Raw genomic sequence first — 15,187 nt, forward strand, 5'->3', positions numbered from 1 at the left:
GGATGGGCTAACCTAAAACTGACGCAAAATGTTATATTTATGTTAATTAAGGCTAGTTAGCGAATTAAAAATGTGCAAGTTGATGATATGACAAATTGATTTAGCGATTGCGCTCTCGTAAATGATAACTACTATCACCTAGTATTTATTTATAACTCCATAAGAGGGAATAAACATGACAGAACAAATGACCCAATGGCTGGCAATCGACCCCGACCCTCATACCCGTGAGGAGTTACAACGCCTCATTGATGAGCAAAAAACGGAAGAGCTTGAGGATCGTTTTCGCAGTCGTCTTGAATTTGGTACTGCTGGCTTAAGAGGAAAAGTCGGCTGTGGACCTAACAGAATGAACCGGCTAGTAATTCAACAAACCGCTATGGGTTTGGGGCAATACCTCCTTACCCAGTTCGAAGATGCAAAACAACGCGGAGTCGTTATTGGTTACGATGGCCGATCAGATTCAAAGCAGTTCTCCCTTGATACGGCTGCTGTGCTTACCGCGTTGGGAATCAAAGTTTACTTAACCCATGAGGTTGCAGCCACGCCAATCGTCGCCTTTGGGGTCAAACACCTCAATACTGTGGCGGCCGTCGTGGTAACAGCAAGCCATAACCCGCCGGAATATAATGGTTTTAAAGTGTATTGGGAAAATGGAGCTCAAATTATCCCACCGCATGACTCTGGCATTGCTCATCATATTGACGTTGCCGCAGCATCTCCTTTAGAGCTACTTAGCATTGAGGAAGCCGTTGCTCTAAACCGACTTGCATGGTTGAAAGATGATTATTATCAACTATATAGAAGCACCATGAACAGCAACCCCCTCTTAACCAATCATACCAATCCGAGTGGAATTGGCGTTGCCTACACAGCTATGCATGGTGTTGGCGCTCGTATGGCTGAAACACTTTTAGCCGATGCAGGCTTTGATAAAGTTTACAGTGTAAAAGAACAACGTGAACCTGATGGTAGCTTCCCAACCGTAACCTTTCCGAACCCCGAAGAAGCCGGCGCTATGGATATGGTTGTCGCTTTGGCGAAAAAAAATGGTGCTGACATAGCGTGCGCCAATGACCCCGATGCTGATCGCTTTGCCGCAGCAGTAAGAAAACCTGATGGCGAGTACCAAATGTTAACTGGTGACCAGGTAGGCGCGCTATTTGGCCATTATTTGCTTAGCAGAACGAACGCAAGCAAGCAGTTGGTTGGTAACACAATTGTCTCTTCTAGCTTGTTAGACAAAATTGCTAAATCTCATGGTGCCGAGTACTTCCAAACGTTGACGGGCTTTAAATGGTTAACCAATGTGGCAATGCAAAAACAAACGGAAGATCACCAATTCCTATTTGCCTATGAAGAAGCTCTTGGCTACACAGTTGGCAGCCAAGTTTGGGATAAAGATGGGCTTTCAGCGCTTGTGGCATTTGCTCAATTAACCGCTGAACTGCATAGCGAAGGCAACACGATCTGGGATCAATTAGAGAGTTTGTATCGCCAGCATGGCATGTACGTCAATGCACAACGCAGTATTGCTCTGGATCCGAATTCGCCACCTGTGGGTGACAAACTCCGGGCAAGTCCTCCAGCAGCGATTGCTGGCAGAGCGGTAGAAAGCACTGAAGATTTAAAGTTACAACAACGCACATTTTCTGATGGCACCAGCGAGCTTATTGATCTGCCCGCTAGTGACGTTTTGATTTACCACCTTTCCGGTGGTGCACGAGTAATCGTAAGACCATCCGGTACCGAACCTAAATTGAAGTGTTACTACGAAGTGGTTGAAGATTTTAGTATCAATGACGATTTTAAAACCGCACAAGATAAAGCCCAACTAGCGATGGATATGTTGATAGCTGAACATCAGCACATGATCTAATCATCTGAAATACAAGCAGGTGTGGTGCACTTCATGCCTGCTCAACTCTTTTTATTGGTACTGCCCTGCTAAGTTGTAGACCAAAAAAATCAATCACCTTAAAAAAGACAATTTAAATAATTTGGCTATGCTTCATTAAAAGGGATATATACCCAAGAAACTTGAAGGTGCAGGTAGGCGGCAAGTAAGAAAGCCCCCTGAGCATAGGTGAACTATGTGATTGGGGCGCATGAACACAGTCAACACCGCTGCAACTTCAAGTATGACGGGTATAGAAATCAAAACCGTTTCCCTTAACACAAATTAATAACCAAAGGCTTATGTTCATGATGACATGTAAATATTCGCTATCAATATTGGCTTTTTCTTTAAGTTTGGTTTTTATTTCCAACGCACACGCTTATGGGGAATCACCCAGCATCGAAGATTGCAGCGCACTTCTTCCTGAAGGGCAACAATATAATGTTTCGATAGACGTTAGGATTGATAAAACGGGCCAGCAATCCAAATTCGAAAATACATTCGCTATAGATGACAAAGTTGGAAAAGAATCGCAGATTAGTATCGCAACCTTTATTGAATGCGTTGAGCCATTAATTAAAATAGCCCAAGAGCCAATCAGTGAAGAGGAAGAACGGGCAACCTTAGAGCCACTATTTAAAGGAATAGTGTATAAATAACAATATATTATCTATTTTCTGGCTGGACTTGTACTATGCCCAATGTGTAGTATTCACATTAGCTTAACTGTTTCTGTAAAAAGATTTTGTCTACGCCGGCCATCGGAAAGCCCGAAAAACGCCCTACTTCAGCAAAGCCTAGCTTTAGATAAAAGTCTCGCGCTTGGAAGGTAAATGTATCCAAACAAATATCGGTTACGCCTAGCTGTTTAACTTCATCTTCTACTCGTTGAAATACCTGCGTTCCCAACCCTGACTTGCGTTTAGTCTCATCTAGCCAAAAGTATTCAACAAATAGCGTATTTGTATAGATTTCACCAAACAACCCTCCGCTAAATTCACCCTTTTCATCTTTAACAACGCACGCCATCGTTGTGCTCTCATCATGAGGAAAAAACTGTAGATTGTAGCGGCGCAAACCCGCCAAAATGTCGCTTTTAACTGATTCGGGGGGATTAACGAGAAATTCGATGTGCATATACCGCTCCTTGCTATGCATGTTCTAAAATGAAAATTAAAAAAAACCAGCGTAATGCTGGCTTCTTAAATTATCACGTTATCTATCCACTAAAAAAGGAACTTAGCATCCAAATCGCCAAGATTAGGAAGATAGCGCCCATAAACTTATGCTGATAATTTCGGAACTTTGCGTTTTCCAGTAGGCCTTTACCTAACGTACCCACTAGCGCAACCAATACTAGGTTGAACAGTAAGCCAAGTACGTTCAATACGAAACCAAGCGCCAACATCTGTTCACCTGAGCTCGCTTCAATATTACTCGAAACAAACTGCGGCAAGAACATAATAAAGAACACTAGCGCCTTTGGATTAAGTAGGTTGGTGACCAAAGCGCGTTGGTAAAAGGTAGTCGCCATCTTATTTTTTTGCGCTAAGCTTGGTGCTTCAGCCGCTTCCGATCGTATACAGTCCCAACCCATTTTGAGTAAGTAAGTACCACCAAGAAGGTGTAATGCTTTCAGCGCAAGCGGGCTCATTGCTATCAAGGCGGAAACACCGAGTGCAGCAAGCAAAGTTAAAATGATACCCGACGTTGCGTTACCTAAGCTGGCAAATACACCAACACGTCGCCCATAACTCATACTTGAGCTGGCGATTAGCAACATATCAGGACCAGGTAGCAGCAACAGTGCCACCACTGCCGTTAAATATAGCGGCAGAACAGACATATCGATCATGATTATAAGTTAGTAAGAACAAGACGGTGCGGATTTTATATCCCAACCAACTTTAGATCTAGGTAATTCAACTAATATTTCTGATATTTTTAGACTATATGAAATCACTGGAGATTGGCTTCATCGTCGCGTAACGAAAAGAGAAGCTAAAAAGTGTGCTAAGTTATTCCGCAATACAGCAATTTTGTACAAAAACTAAATTTGAGTTTGCTTTAACCTATTGTGGTCAGGGTATTAGCAGGGAGCGCTAAAGCATATGAGTCATAAAGAATTCAAAGAAGGTGCGACTTTTAAAACGGCTAGTGAACTTGGCGGTCTTGAATTTATCGAAGCGAAATACAAGACGCATCATTTTTCACGCCATAGCCACGAAGGCTATACTATAGGCGTTATCGAAAAAGGCGCCCAACGATTCTTTCGCAATGGCGGTAATCATGTTGCCCCTCAAGATAGCATCATTTTGGTAAACGCAGACCAAGTTCACAATGGGCATAGCGCAACAGAGGATGGCTGGGAGTATAAAGCCATGTATCCTCTGCCTGAGCAGTTCGCATCGCTCACACAGGGTCTTGGCTGCGAGTTAGGTATCCCTTATTTTCCAGAACCCGTCGTTCATGATCCCGAGATGGCGCAACAACTTCGTTTAGTCTTTGATACCCTTGAAAACTCTGACAATCGACTACTTCGTGAAACCTTAGTATACGGCACTTTGGTCAAGCTTATGAGCCGTCATGGTAGAAAGCCTCGAGAATATGAACCTAATACTCGCAGCAAACTACAACTCCTAGTCACCAAGGAATTTCTTGATGACTTTCCTCAAGCGGACGTTTCACTTGAAGAGCTTGCCAAGTTAGCCAACCTCAGCCCTTATCATTTTGCTCGGTCTTTCCAAAAAGAATTTGGTTTTCCGCCCCATGCTTATCAGGTGCAATCACGGCTTCGCTACGCGATTCGTTTAATGAGGAAAGGGCACACTTTGTCCAACATTGCGCAAGAGTCCGGTTTCCATGACCAAAGTCATCTTCATCGTCATTTTAAGCGCGCAATGGGTATTACACCCAAGCAATATGTAAAGTCACTCTGTAAATGAGTTAAGAGCAATTCTGTCCAATTAAAACCTCACGAAACGTGGCGAAATTAGCATTCTAGTTAAGGGGAATTTTTCGTGAATACACAAGTTCATAACACACTAAATCGGCGATCACTATTCATACAAGGCACAGTGGCAATGGTACCGCTTAGCGTTGCCGTTATTCCTTGGGGGTTACTCGCTGGCTCATACGCCATTGAATCTGGTCTTTCCCCGCTGGAAAGCCAAGCACTCTCAGCCATCCTTTTCGCGGGCTCTGCGCAATTAGTGGCAACAGGAATGCTTAAAGCCGGTGCGGGATTAGCGACCATGCTGCTTACCACCTTATTTATTACTTCTCGTCACTTTCTTTACAGTGTTTCGATGCGTGAGAAGATCGGTAAGTTACCACTTCGCTGGCGCTTAGCTCTGGGCTATTTGTTAACCGATGAACTGTTCGCTATCTGTGGCAATAAATCTGAGCAACGTTTCGAACCTTGGTACGCACTCGGTGCCGGGCTCAGTTTTTATCTCTGTTGGAATATTGCGACTTTGATTGGCATTGTTGCAGGAAGCTATATACCCGCCTTAAACGAACTAGGGTTAGAGTTTGCAGTTGCGGCTACTTTTATTGCCCTAGTCATACCCAACATTAAAAACACCGCTACTTTAAGCGCTGTCGTTATTGCTCTCGTTCTATCTGTGGTTCTTAATTTGGCTCAGTTGGAAGGCGCATTGATGCTCGCCAGTATCGGCGGAATGTTGGCTGGTTACCTCGTTGAAACCTGTACAAGGAGCACTAAATGATCATGTTATCTATCTTGGCGATGGCTGGGTTGGTTTTCTTTAGCCGCTATGTATTCCTTGAGCCTAAACTGCCGTTGAGATTAGCGCCTCAGTTACAAAGCATGCTGGGTTACTCTGGTCCTGCTGTGCTTACCGCCATTCTAGCTCCTATCGTTTTTGCACCCGAAGGGGAGTTGTGGATTGCCTTAGACAATCCGTACTTAATCTGTGCAGTACTTGCCAGTGCAATTATCTATAAAACCGGAAACGTGCTACTGACGACTGTATTTAGCATGTTGGTGTTTTTAGTGCTTAATAACCTCGTTTTCTAGCGCTGTATCTTACTCACAAAAAAACGCCAGCATTAAGCATAATGCTGGCGTTTTTGTTAAATCTGAACATTAAAATTTAACTCGCTAACCACTCGATCTCAATTAAAGTCTTACCAGCATGCAGTAAACGCCCTAGGAAAATATCACCTTGCTGAACTTCGCCAACCCCTTTAGGTGTGCCGGTCATTATCACATCGCCATCACATACCGTAGTGTAGCTTTTCAGTTCATTTAAAATAACTTGTGGCGTATACATCATCTGCTTAACTTCGCCGCGTTGCACTCGCACGCAATTAATGAATAATTCAATTTCCAGATCTTCAATTAATAAGCCATCAAGAGAAATAAATCGGCTGAATACCGCAGAACCATCAAAAGCTTTCGCTCTCTCCCACGGCAAGCCTTGCTGTTTTAATCGCGCTTGCAATTGACGCTTCGTCAGATCAAGTCCAATACCCACGTAAGCCAGTTGCCCGTCATTAACAACAAAACAAATCTCTCCTTCATAATGAAGCATCTCTTGCTGATAAGAGCTTAATTGGGAAGTAATCGCAGTAGAAGGCTTGTTGAACACTACCATTTGTTCAGGAATGACGTTATTAAGTTCTTTGATGTGATCTAGATAATTACGACCAACACACAATACTTTGCTCGGCTGGATTGGTTTATCTTCGACAATAATTGAGTACATGCCATCATCCCTGAAATTAAGTGAAGGCATATTTTAGCCAAAGTTTATTTCAGGCAAACATAATTTACATACTAATATGAAAAACTCAGAGCTTGCGCTCAAAAGCAAACCCTGAGTTTTTAGCTAAATACCTAAATTAAGTAACAAGTTAGAAGAAGTAACGTGCACCAGCAGTGTATTGGTCGTTTTCTTTATCACCAATATCATTGCCTAGGTCAAACTGGTATCCTGCAAACGCAACTAAGCCAGAAGCAACGGTGTATTCGACCTGAATAGCACTCTCGCTATATTGAGTCTTATCGGCCTTATCATCTTCGACCTTTTCATAGTTAAGGATGACATTTAAACCGTTATCGAGCCCGAACGCGACTACAGCTTCATATTGTGAAGTGTCTTCCAAGTCATCATAAAAGTACTCATTGCTTCCATAAACCAAGGCTGCATATAGACCTTTACCATAGTTACCAAATTTAGCAGAAACTGCGTGAGATTCGGCTTTTTCCGTCTTACCAACAAGATCGATATCACCTGCATTATAAACATAACCTAAGCCAACACCGGCAAACTCCGTACTAACCGCAATTTGACCACGACTGTGATATTTGGTTTCTTGCTTGCCCTGCCAACCGAGGCCAATGTTAAATGCGACGTCTTCCGAGACTCTTAGCGAATTTCGGTAGCTGACCATTTTCTCTGCACGAGCTGAACCTAAATCATAATGATCTGAATATAAAAAACCGTTTGCGAAAGCAATAGGTTTATCGGCAACACCCGCGACATCATAGTAAGTAGACCACTGCGTACCTACAACCAATCGACCAGCTTGGTCATGCGTAACACCAATATAACCTAATCGAGTTGAAAAAGAGGTTTCACCACCATCTAGGTATTTAATCCCCCATTCACCCTTTGCATCAACTGTCACACCACTACCAATCTCTTTCTTACCTTCCACGTTTAAACGAGGGGAAACCTGATGCACCTGAAGCTCTTCAGAATTGTATTCACCTACGCCAACATCTACGTAACCACCAACCGCGAGGGTTGTGCCATCGCCACTGTATACTTGTGCGGCAAACGCGCTAGTTGATGCAAGAAACGTGGTTGCCACTGCCATGGCTAAATTTGTCATTTTCATGTTTGTATTTCCATATTCTATTTGATAGCAAGCTGAACTAACGGAACTACGGCATATCCGTTGCTCCCAAGTAAAAACTAGTAATAGAACTGTATGTTTCAAATCGAAAATGAAATAAAATTCCGAAAATAATCCAATATTCCAAAAAAAATTATAGCTGCGCTTATTTAAGTGGTTAATATTTGGGCGGTTATTAATTGAAATATACGCCATACGTTATTATGGGACAAAGATCACATATATGAACTTTTACTAATATTGTGACATTAAGCCGAGGTCGCTTAGCAAATATTAAATTATCCACCTATGACTGGCTTGACATAAGGTTTCTCAAAAGTTCATCAACCGTTAGCTCTATCTGTCAATTTTTTTATTACCAACGTAGTAATAATAATCATCTGATTTAACTGCATGAAAAATATATTAAAAAATCTCCGCGTGAGAATAATTTAATAATTAACGCCGTGTGAAATTTAATTACTAACTTTGTTCTCAGACCAACGTTCACCATAAGCAGACGAATAGTCCGGATCACTAACCCCTTCAGCGAGAGTTACACTCGCCTTTAGAGGACCGACAACTGATTTGTATGGGATAAATCCTGCCCATGCGGGAATATCCAAATCAGCATTGTCGTCTGCTACTTCGTTGCTGCTCACTTTTACTGACGCTTCGGTTAAGGGCATCACTAACAAAGTTGTGGCATCCAGCTCTTTTTTATTACTTAAACGGATATCTGCGCACCTTCCCGGCGCTATCTGTTCAATAAAATGATTGAGAAGTCGATCCTTCTCTTCCCTTTGTTTTATTTTTTCAAACTGACCAAACACGACAGCAGAACGGTAATGAGCACTGTGATGAAAGGCGGAACGTGCCAAGACCCAACCATCAAACAAAGTAAAAGTTAAACAAGTCATATCCCCTTTACTGAGATTTCGCATTAAACGACTGTTGTTGGCACCGTGGATATACACATTGTTCCCCACCCGCCACGCTAACATTGGAATTACAACTGGTCCCAATGACTCTGTGATCGCGATATGTGCGATCAAGGATTCATCGATGATCTAATGTAGTAAATCAGTCTCTTCTCGAGCTTTATGAGCGGCTTTTTTTATTGTCGTTCTCGATGTCTTAGATAACATAAACGTCCCTATTAAACATTGCTTTAACGATAAGATACCGCCAAACTGGTCTCTTATAGAGAGCCAGTTTTAACTAATGCATGGAGCCAGTTATGACACCGCGAACAAATCCGCATATTGATGTCGGTGATCTTTACCTGAAGCAAACTAAAGGTACATTGCAGCAACAGCTATTCCATGCCATTCGTGACAAAATTGTTCGCGGACTTTGGCCACTACAAGGAAAACTGCCTTCAACAAGAAAACTGTCAATTGAACTCCGTCTGAGTCGAAATACCGTCACGGCCGCGTATGAGCAACTGACACACGAAGGGTATATAGAAAGCAAAAAAAGCAGTGGCTTCTATGTTTGCATTGAGTTACCTGAACGCTATTTACCTGATGCAAGCATTAATAGCGCTCCTAACAAAAGGGATAGCACAGAGGATCACAACCGTTCTTTTGCCCCCGGCGTACCTGACCTTGTTCTGTTTCCACTAAAGAAGTGGCAACGTTATCTTCAAAATCACGCTTCTCGCCCCGCCATACTCGGCAATGGTGATATTCAAGGAAGCTTAGAGCTGAGAATTGCATTGGCAAACTATCTCTCATCAAGCCGATCTGTTGTGTGCGAACCAAGCAGGGTTATTATTACTAGTGGCGCTCAACAAGCACTTTCAATCGCCGCTATGGCAACCCTAAACCAAAATGATACGTTGCTATTGGAATACCCCGGTTATGTCCAAATGGATAAGGTCGCGAAACTACTCAAAATCAGAAAATCGCATATTGATGTACAACCTTTTCTTGGATTAGATATTGGTAAAATATTAAACAGTCACGCGAAAGCTCTGTACGTAACACCAAGTAATCAATATCCGATGGGGACGACGATAAATTCAGAGCAACGTCTAAAGCTCATCGAATGGGCAAGCCAAAATGAAAGTTGGATTATTGAAGATGATTACGACAGCGAATTTCAATTTTCCCACCGCCCTTATACCAGTATGCAAGGGCTGGCTGCTCAGCTAGGACTTGATAGACATGTAATCTACATAGGCTCGTTGAGTAAGGTGATGTTTAACGGCTTAAGAATGGGTTATATGGTTGTCCCGCAAAAATTAGTGGAACGGTGTAACACAATTAAAGATGCACTGGGCGGTGATTCACCCGCTCATGCACAACACGCCTTGGCTGATTTCATTGCTGAAGGTGAACTGCTTCGCCATATCCGTAAAATGCGTCGCCTTTACAAAGAAAAACATCAAACAATGGTAAAAGCTATTGAGCACCATTTTGGGAGGGAAGCTGAGATCATCAGCCAACCTGGCGGATTACACGTTACTTTACGTTGGTACGGTGGTGTTGATGAAGAAACGTTACGACACAGAGCGTTGGCGAAAAACCTGATCGTTCGCTCACTAAAGTACTATCAACCCGATGGCAAACAGGGCCGAAAATGGAATGGGCTCGTGCTTGGGTTTGGTAATACACCACTTGCTGAATTAGAAACCAAAATAGCAGTGTTGGCACATTGCTTTAACCACGGTAATTGAAGCCCCCCTCCGCGAAGCATCGGATGGTTGAAGAGTAGCAACACCGGGGCTTAACTCTATGCTAAGCTGCAATGCCATGCAACATGGCTACACTGCTAAATAGCGACGGAGCAGGTTTAGGGTTTTCAGTGGATCTTGGTAATCCACTGGTAACTCTGCGATCTTACCTTGACGTTCTAGAAACAACGATGGGAAACTATTGCCGCCAATGGATCGCGCGAAACCAATTTCATTTAACAATTTTTTATTCAGATCTTCGCTTTTAATATCGTGGTGAAATTGATTGATATCAAGTTGCAATTCATCTGCCAATTGAATCAAAACCTCGTAATCACTTGGGTTGAGTGCTCGCTGGTAGTACGCTTTTTGAATCGCGTTCACCATTGTCTTTTCAGCGCCTTGCTCTCTTGCAGCAATAACCGCACGACAAGCCGGATATGTAGAGCGCCTTGGCGTATTTTTTGACCAATAATCATAGTTAAATGGAGTACCTAAATAGTCTTCAATCTTTCGCCAATAAGATAAAATTTGCTTTTGCATCTCGTCTGGCATTGGCTCATCACTATCCGGCGCTAATCCACCAACTAAATAGCAAATCTCTATAGTTGATTCAAAGTCATGGGAAAGCACTTGTTCGATGTGTTCCCAAGAAGGTTTGTAGCCCCAGCACCAAGAACACATCGGATCATGCACGTAATACAATTTAGCTTTACTCATTATCAATCCTCAATTTTCTTAATAGAGCAACCAACCTACCAATTTCCCACTCACTACAAACAGAAGTGGCAATTTTGATCATCTAACCCATGGGTTCCGTTGCGGTTGACTAAATGCTGCCATCCCGCCTCTAAACCCATCTGATAACCTTGCTCTAACACTGCTTTATTCATCGTAAGACGTTTAACATGAAATTCATCCGGCGGCGCAATAACGCGTATTGTCGCATCATTTGGCGGATGACGAATAAATTCTAATGATTGATTGTAGTTATCTGCCCGTACAAGCATCGATTCTGCAATGCTCGGATAACGAGCGAGCAATTTTTTCATTAACCATGGCGCACGAGTCGGTCTCATTTGGTAACTTAGAGGCTGTGATAACACCACGGTAATGTCACGCGCTCCGCGACGGTAAGCCTCTTTCACTGGTATGGAATCAGCTACTCCACCATCAGTATAACAACCTCCAGAAAAGCAGGGAGTTGACTTATACGCAATAGGTAACGCCGTTGTCGCTTCCAGCACACTGTCTAAATTGCATGCGCATAATTGAAAGTAATCAGCATTACCGGTTTCGATATTGGTCACTGCGGCAATCATTGGAGTTGCAAACAGCGCTTTTTTATCTAGTGGAAAGCGTCTATTCGACTCATCAATCAACCACTTAACATCCACCAGATCCCCACCACGAGCAAAGCGGGTACGATTAAAAAAGAGCTTATCTGTCGCGATCTCTGTGATCACTTTATAACTACGACCAGGAGCGTTAGAAAGATAACCAAGCAAGTTGGATGCCCCAGCAGAGACGCCAACGGCAAAATCGAATGGTTTGTATTGCTGATCCAAAAAGGCGTCCAGCACGCCGCTAGCGAATATGCCACGCATTGCTCCGCCTTCCACAACTAACGCTTTGTTTGTCATTGTTTAAACCTAATAAAAACATGATACGTTGAAATTAGGTACAGATTACCCAAAGGCGTGCTACAACTCTAATTGCTTATGTTTATCAAATTAATCAGCAACATCTATTGATAGCGAACTAAATCAAGCAAGCTGCTTATAGAAGTAGACTGTCGCATCAAATTGCCCGTTCGAACTGCGTGCAAACTCTGGAATTTCACCGGCTTCTTGATATCCTATGCGACGATAAAGTGACGATGCAACATCACCTTTACGCGTATCAAGCACCAATAAAGATAGCCCTAATGGCAGCGATACCGTTTCGATCAATGCCATCAATTGCTTACTGATGCCTTTGCCTCGTGCATAGGTCGATACCATCAATTTTTCTACCTCACCACGATGTGAACCGTTAGCTTTAGTGCACAAACTTAATTGAACAGCACCTACTACTTGGTCTTGTTCTAGGGCGATAATAAACTTACGTGAACCATCGTACAAATCCGCCTCGACGCTTTGCCAGTAGTCATCCACCTCGGCAGTTTCTATCGGCAACACAAAGCCAATTGATGAGCCGTCTTCGATACTATCAATCAACAGATCTCGTAGGTTAATTTCATATCCAGAAATAGTTGATAATTCCTTGTACTCCATATTTATCTCCTTGAATTAAGAGCTAGTTTCCGCCGGCAATATCAATAAAAGACCCCGTCACATATGACGCCTCTTCCGACAACAACCAAGTAATAGCTTGCGCGACTTCCTCCGCGGTACCACCTCTCTTTAATGGAATTTGTGACGCTAAACGATCGACTCGATCAGGTTCTCCACCATCGGCATGCATATCAGTATAAATACACCCTGGACGAACTCCGTTAACTCGTATTTGTCGCTCAGCTAATTCGAGAGACAACCCTTTTGTTAGCGCATCCATAGCTCCCTTTGATGCGGCATAGTCTATATACTCAAACGGCGCTCCTGTGCGAGATGCGGCTGATGAGACATTAACGATAGCCCCAGCACTGGTCGCCTGCTTAATAAAGGCTTTGCAACATAAAAAGCAGCTGACTACATTAGTATTTAACACCGTTTTAAAACGTTCTATCTTGATTTCATGCAATCGTGACTGAGTAAATAACACGCCAGCATTGTTGACTAGGTGGGTTACGGTTCCATAACTCTGAGCAACGGCATCAAACATGGCTTGCACTTCAGTTTCATTTGAGACGTCAGCTTTAAACGAAAAAGCATCTCCACCTCTAGCTTTGATGCTCCCCACAACCTGCTCTGCTGAATAGGCATCAACTACATAATTAACACACACTTTGTAGCCTTTTAGCGCCAATAATCTCGATGTTTCCGCGCCAATCCCTCGACCGCCACCAGTTACAATAGCCACATTTTGCATACTATGCCCTTAAATCAGTGGAACACTCTCAAATTTGATTATTAACAGGTATCACAAACAAGATTAAGTGATCAAGGTATGTGACATCATCGCTTACAGTTCCGTAAATATAAAAAAAACCCGCACAAGGCGGGCTTATCAATCGAGCATACTGGACTAGCAGATTTGACCTGCGGTAATCGCTACATCCTGCTCGTTGTCAATTGTTGCTTGCGCGACTAAGCGTAAGCCCTCAACAATAGCATCTAGTGACATAGTCGCTTGGTTGCCAGTGGTATCTTGTACTGGCAGTAGTGGAATATGTACAAAGCCATGTCCAATGTTCTTATCAGACAAATAGTGCTGAACACCGTAGAACAAATGGTTACACACGAATGTACCTGCCGTATTAGAAACCTGACATGGAATGCCGTGCTCTTGTAGTGTATGCGTGATAGCTTTGACTGGTAGCGTTGTAAAGTATGCATCAGGTCCGTCAACCACAACGGGCTCATCGATTGGCTGATTGCCACCATTGTCAGGAATACGGAAATCATCAACGTTAATCGCAACACGCTCAGGTGTAATAGACGCACGCCCCCCCGCCTGACCGACTGTGATAACAAAATCAGGCTGGTGTGCTTCTATTGCTGCAATCACAGTGTCTACCGACTCATATCGAGTTACCGGTACTTCACAAATAACAATTTCGCCGCCTTCAAGTTGAGCTTGTTCTAATTGCTTTACCGCTTCTAAGGCAGGGTTAATTGACGCGCCACCAAAAGGTTCAAAACCTGTAATTAGTACTTTTTTCATCATTATTCTCAAAAGGCAAAGCTGTACATAAGGAAGATATTAAATGTCAGGATCAACAAACCAGGAATGACCTGCATCATAATGACGTGGTGTTTGTTTTTCAGCTCTAACAGTGCCGCTGGCACTACGTTAAAGTTTGCCGCCATTGGCGTCATTAACGTACCACAATAACCAGAAAGCATACCGAGTACACCAATGATCGCCGCGTTGCCACTATGTTCAAGGATCAACAATGGAATACCAACACCTGTGGTAATCACAGCAAATGCGGCAAAAGCATTACCCATCACAATGGTAAATAGTGTCATGCCGACACAGTAAGCAATAACCTTCACCAATAGCATGTTTTCTGGGATCATCATTTTCACGATTGCCGCGACTGTATCACCCACACCCGCTTGGTTAAATAAAAAACCTAAAGCCGCAAGAAACTGAGACAAAATAGCAGCCCAACCGATCGAATCAATCAATCGACGACCTTCATTTAAACTATGCATTGGCTGGCTCTTTGTAACAACCAGCGCTACGACAATTGCCAAAATTGAACTAATACCTAAGCCAACCAACGCACCTAATGGTGTCAACTGACTGATAAGAACTGTACCTGCAGGGACAACAATCGCTGGTACAAACAGTTTATTTTTCAGAAGCGATGCACTGTGCTTACGATCTTTATCTGATGTCGTTCCATAGTTACCGATACCCATAAAGCCACCTGCGGCGAGCGCGGTAAGCAGCAATACCATTACACCCGTCACCCAGTGTGGGGTCATTGCACCGAAGATAAACGTCATGCCGTAGATAAGCCAAAATAAACCGCTGCCTATTCGCTTAGGATTTTTCTTATCTAAAAAGCTTTGTAGAGAGAATGCCAACAGCAAAAGACCTGTGGCTTGGTATACGTATTCAAGCAT

Annotated in this window: 16 protein-coding genes and 1 pseudogene; 6 read left to right on the plus strand and 11 right to left on the minus strand. The window is 43.1% G+C overall.

What is annotated here, in order from left to right; genetic code table 11:
* The first annotated feature begins 175 nt into the window (after nt 1-175).
* Nucleotides 176-1,879 carry a phospho-sugar mutase gene (locus tag L4C38_RS10795; RefSeq protein ID WP_428797565.1) on the plus strand — a complete coding sequence of 568 codons (1,704 nt, stop codon included), beginning with the start codon at nt 176-178 and terminating at the stop codon, nt 1,877-1,879.
* 326 nt (nt 1,880-2,205) lie between these two features.
* Nucleotides 2,206-2,559 (plus strand): hypothetical protein, encoded by a 354-nt coding sequence (locus L4C38_RS10800; protein WP_428797566.1) that lies wholly within the window; start codon nt 2,206-2,208, stop codon nt 2,557-2,559.
* A 58-nt stretch (nt 2,560-2,617) separates the two neighbouring features.
* Here the strand turns inward: L4C38_RS10800 and L4C38_RS10805 are convergent, their stop codons facing one another.
* On the minus strand, nt 2,618-3,037 hold the full coding sequence (locus L4C38_RS10805) for a GNAT family N-acetyltransferase (RefSeq protein WP_428797567.1): 420 nt from the start codon (nt 3,035-3,037) through the stop codon (nt 2,618-2,620).
* Between the two features lie 82 nt (nt 3,038-3,119).
* Nucleotides 3,120-3,755: a LysE family translocator gene (locus L4C38_RS10810; protein WP_428797568.1), complete on the minus strand. Its 636-nt coding sequence runs from the start codon at nt 3,753-3,755 to the stop codon at nt 3,120-3,122.
* Between the two features lie 256 nt (nt 3,756-4,011).
* Between L4C38_RS10810 and L4C38_RS10815 the strand changes: the two genes are divergently transcribed.
* From L4C38_RS10815 to L4C38_RS10825, 3 genes are all read left to right on the plus strand, one after another.
* Nucleotides 4,012-4,845 (plus strand): AraC family transcriptional regulator, encoded by an 834-nt coding sequence (locus tag L4C38_RS10815; RefSeq protein WP_428797569.1) that lies wholly within the window; start codon nt 4,012-4,014, stop codon nt 4,843-4,845.
* Nucleotides 4,846-4,920: 75 nt separating this feature from the next.
* Nucleotides 4,921-5,631, plus strand: coding sequence for an AzlC family ABC transporter permease (locus L4C38_RS10820; RefSeq protein ID WP_428797570.1), 711 nt, complete (start codon nt 4,921-4,923; stop codon nt 5,629-5,631).
* The gene (locus tag L4C38_RS10825) at nt 5,628-5,942 is read left to right on the plus strand and encodes an AzlD domain-containing protein (RefSeq protein WP_428797571.1); all 315 of its coding nucleotides are present in this window, start codon (nt 5,628-5,630) and stop codon (nt 5,940-5,942) included. The genes L4C38_RS10820 and L4C38_RS10825 overlap by 4 nt, the downstream gene beginning before the upstream one ends.
* Nucleotides 5,943-6,018: 76 nt before the next feature.
* Here L4C38_RS10825 and L4C38_RS10830 read toward each other — a convergent pair whose 3' ends face one another.
* The 3 genes and pseudogenes from L4C38_RS10830 to L4C38_RS10840 all read right to left on the minus strand — a co-directional run bounded on the left by L4C38_RS10830 (nt 6,019) and on the right by L4C38_RS10840 (nt 8,916).
* Nucleotides 6,019-6,633, minus strand: a complete 615-nt coding sequence (locus tag L4C38_RS10830; protein WP_428797572.1) for a fumarylacetoacetate hydrolase family protein — start codon at nt 6,631-6,633, stop codon at nt 6,019-6,021.
* Between the two features lie 148 nt (nt 6,634-6,781).
* Nucleotides 6,782-7,771, minus strand: coding sequence for a porin (locus L4C38_RS10835; RefSeq protein ID WP_428797573.1), 990 nt, complete (start codon nt 7,769-7,771; stop codon nt 6,782-6,784).
* 473 nt (nt 7,772-8,244) lie between these two features.
* Nucleotides 8,245-8,916, minus strand: a pseudogene (locus L4C38_RS10840) (pyridoxamine 5'-phosphate oxidase family protein).
* A gap of 92 nt (nt 8,917-9,008) precedes the next feature.
* Here L4C38_RS10840 and pdxR point away from each other — a divergent pair.
* The gene (gene pdxR, locus L4C38_RS10845) at nt 9,009-10,451 is read left to right on the plus strand and encodes a MocR-like pyridoxine biosynthesis transcription factor PdxR (protein ID WP_428797574.1); all 1,443 of its coding nucleotides are present in this window, start codon (nt 9,009-9,011) and stop codon (nt 10,449-10,451) included.
* Nucleotides 10,452-10,538: 87 nt separating this feature from the next.
* On the opposite strand, the gene L4C38_RS10850 is transcribed toward pdxR, so the two are convergent.
* The 6 genes from L4C38_RS10850 to L4C38_RS10875 form a co-directional block, all read right to left on the minus strand.
* Nucleotides 10,539-11,168 (minus strand): DsbA family protein, encoded by a 630-nt coding sequence (locus L4C38_RS10850; protein ID WP_428797575.1) that lies wholly within the window; start codon nt 11,166-11,168, stop codon nt 10,539-10,541.
* Nucleotides 11,169-11,221: 53 nt separating this feature from the next.
* Entirely contained in the window at nt 11,222-12,091 is an 870-nt protein-coding gene (locus L4C38_RS10855; protein ID WP_428797576.1) for a patatin-like phospholipase family protein, read from the minus strand.
* Nucleotides 12,092-12,214: 123 nt separating this feature from the next.
* The gene (locus tag L4C38_RS10860; RefSeq protein ID WP_428797577.1) at nt 12,215-12,724 is read right to left on the minus strand and encodes a GNAT family N-acetyltransferase; all 510 of its coding nucleotides are present in this window, start codon (nt 12,722-12,724) and stop codon (nt 12,215-12,217) included.
* A gap of 22 nt (nt 12,725-12,746) precedes the next feature.
* Nucleotides 12,747-13,478 carry an SDR family oxidoreductase gene (locus L4C38_RS10865; protein WP_428797578.1) on the minus strand — a complete coding sequence of 244 codons (732 nt, stop codon included), beginning with the start codon at nt 13,476-13,478 and terminating at the stop codon, nt 12,747-12,749.
* A gap of 156 nt (nt 13,479-13,634) precedes the next feature.
* Entirely contained in the window at nt 13,635-14,273 is a 639-nt protein-coding gene (pcp, locus tag L4C38_RS10870) for a pyroglutamyl-peptidase I (protein ID WP_428797579.1), read from the minus strand.
* 8 nt (nt 14,274-14,281) lie between these two features.
* Nucleotides 14,282-15,187, minus strand: a complete 906-nt coding sequence (locus tag L4C38_RS10875; RefSeq protein ID WP_428797580.1) for a DUF979 domain-containing protein — start codon at nt 15,185-15,187, stop codon at nt 14,282-14,284.

It is taken from the genome of Vibrio kasasachensis, assembly GCF_050337565.1.
Lineage (GTDB): Bacteria > Pseudomonadota > Gammaproteobacteria > Enterobacterales > Vibrionaceae > Vibrio > Vibrio kasasachensis.

What these genes read in the sequence shown, in the direction of transcription:
- L4C38_RS10835 (WP_428797573.1), bottom strand. Translation starts at nt 7,771, where the DNA reads ATGAAAATGACAAATTTAGCCATGGCAGTGGCAACCACGTTTCTTGCA.
- L4C38_RS10815 (WP_428797569.1), top strand. Translation starts at nt 4,012, where the DNA reads ATGAGTCATAAAGAATTCAAAGAAGGTGCGACTTTTAAAACGGCTAGT.
- L4C38_RS10805 (WP_428797567.1), bottom strand. Translation starts at nt 3,037, where the DNA reads ATGCACATCGAATTTCTCGTTAATCCCCCCGAATCAGTTAAAAGCGAC.
- pcp (WP_428797579.1), bottom strand. Translation starts at nt 14,273, where the DNA reads ATGAAAAAAGTACTAATTACAGGTTTTGAACCTTTTGGTGGCGCGTCA.
- L4C38_RS10860 (WP_428797577.1), bottom strand. Translation starts at nt 12,724, where the DNA reads ATGGAGTACAAGGAATTATCAACTATTTCTGGATATGAAATTAACCTA.
- L4C38_RS10810 (WP_428797568.1), bottom strand. Translation starts at nt 3,755, where the DNA reads ATGATCGATATGTCTGTTCTGCCGCTATATTTAACGGCAGTGGTGGCA.
- L4C38_RS10800 (WP_428797566.1), top strand. Translation starts at nt 2,206, where the DNA reads ATGATGACATGTAAATATTCGCTATCAATATTGGCTTTTTCTTTAAGT.
- L4C38_RS10850 (WP_428797575.1), bottom strand. Translation starts at nt 11,168, where the DNA reads ATGAGTAAAGCTAAATTGTATTACGTGCATGATCCGATGTGTTCTTGG.
- L4C38_RS10830 (WP_428797572.1), bottom strand. Translation starts at nt 6,633, where the DNA reads ATGTACTCAATTATTGTCGAAGATAAACCAATCCAGCCGAGCAAAGTA.
- L4C38_RS10855 (WP_428797576.1), bottom strand. Translation starts at nt 12,091, where the DNA reads ATGACAAACAAAGCGTTAGTTGTGGAAGGCGGAGCAATGCGTGGCATA.
- L4C38_RS10795 (WP_428797565.1), top strand. Translation starts at nt 176, where the DNA reads ATGACAGAACAAATGACCCAATGGCTGGCAATCGACCCCGACCCTCAT.
- L4C38_RS10875 (WP_428797580.1), bottom strand. Translation starts at nt 15,187, where the DNA reads ATGCTTGAATACGTATACCAAGCCACAGGTCTTTTGCTGTTGGCATTC.
- pdxR (WP_428797574.1), top strand. Translation starts at nt 9,009, where the DNA reads ATGACACCGCGAACAAATCCGCATATTGATGTCGGTGATCTTTACCTG.
- L4C38_RS10865 (WP_428797578.1), bottom strand. Translation starts at nt 13,478, where the DNA reads ATGCAAAATGTGGCTATTGTAACTGGTGGCGGTCGAGGGATTGGCGCG.
- L4C38_RS10825 (WP_428797571.1), top strand. Translation starts at nt 5,628, where the DNA reads ATGATCATGTTATCTATCTTGGCGATGGCTGGGTTGGTTTTCTTTAGC.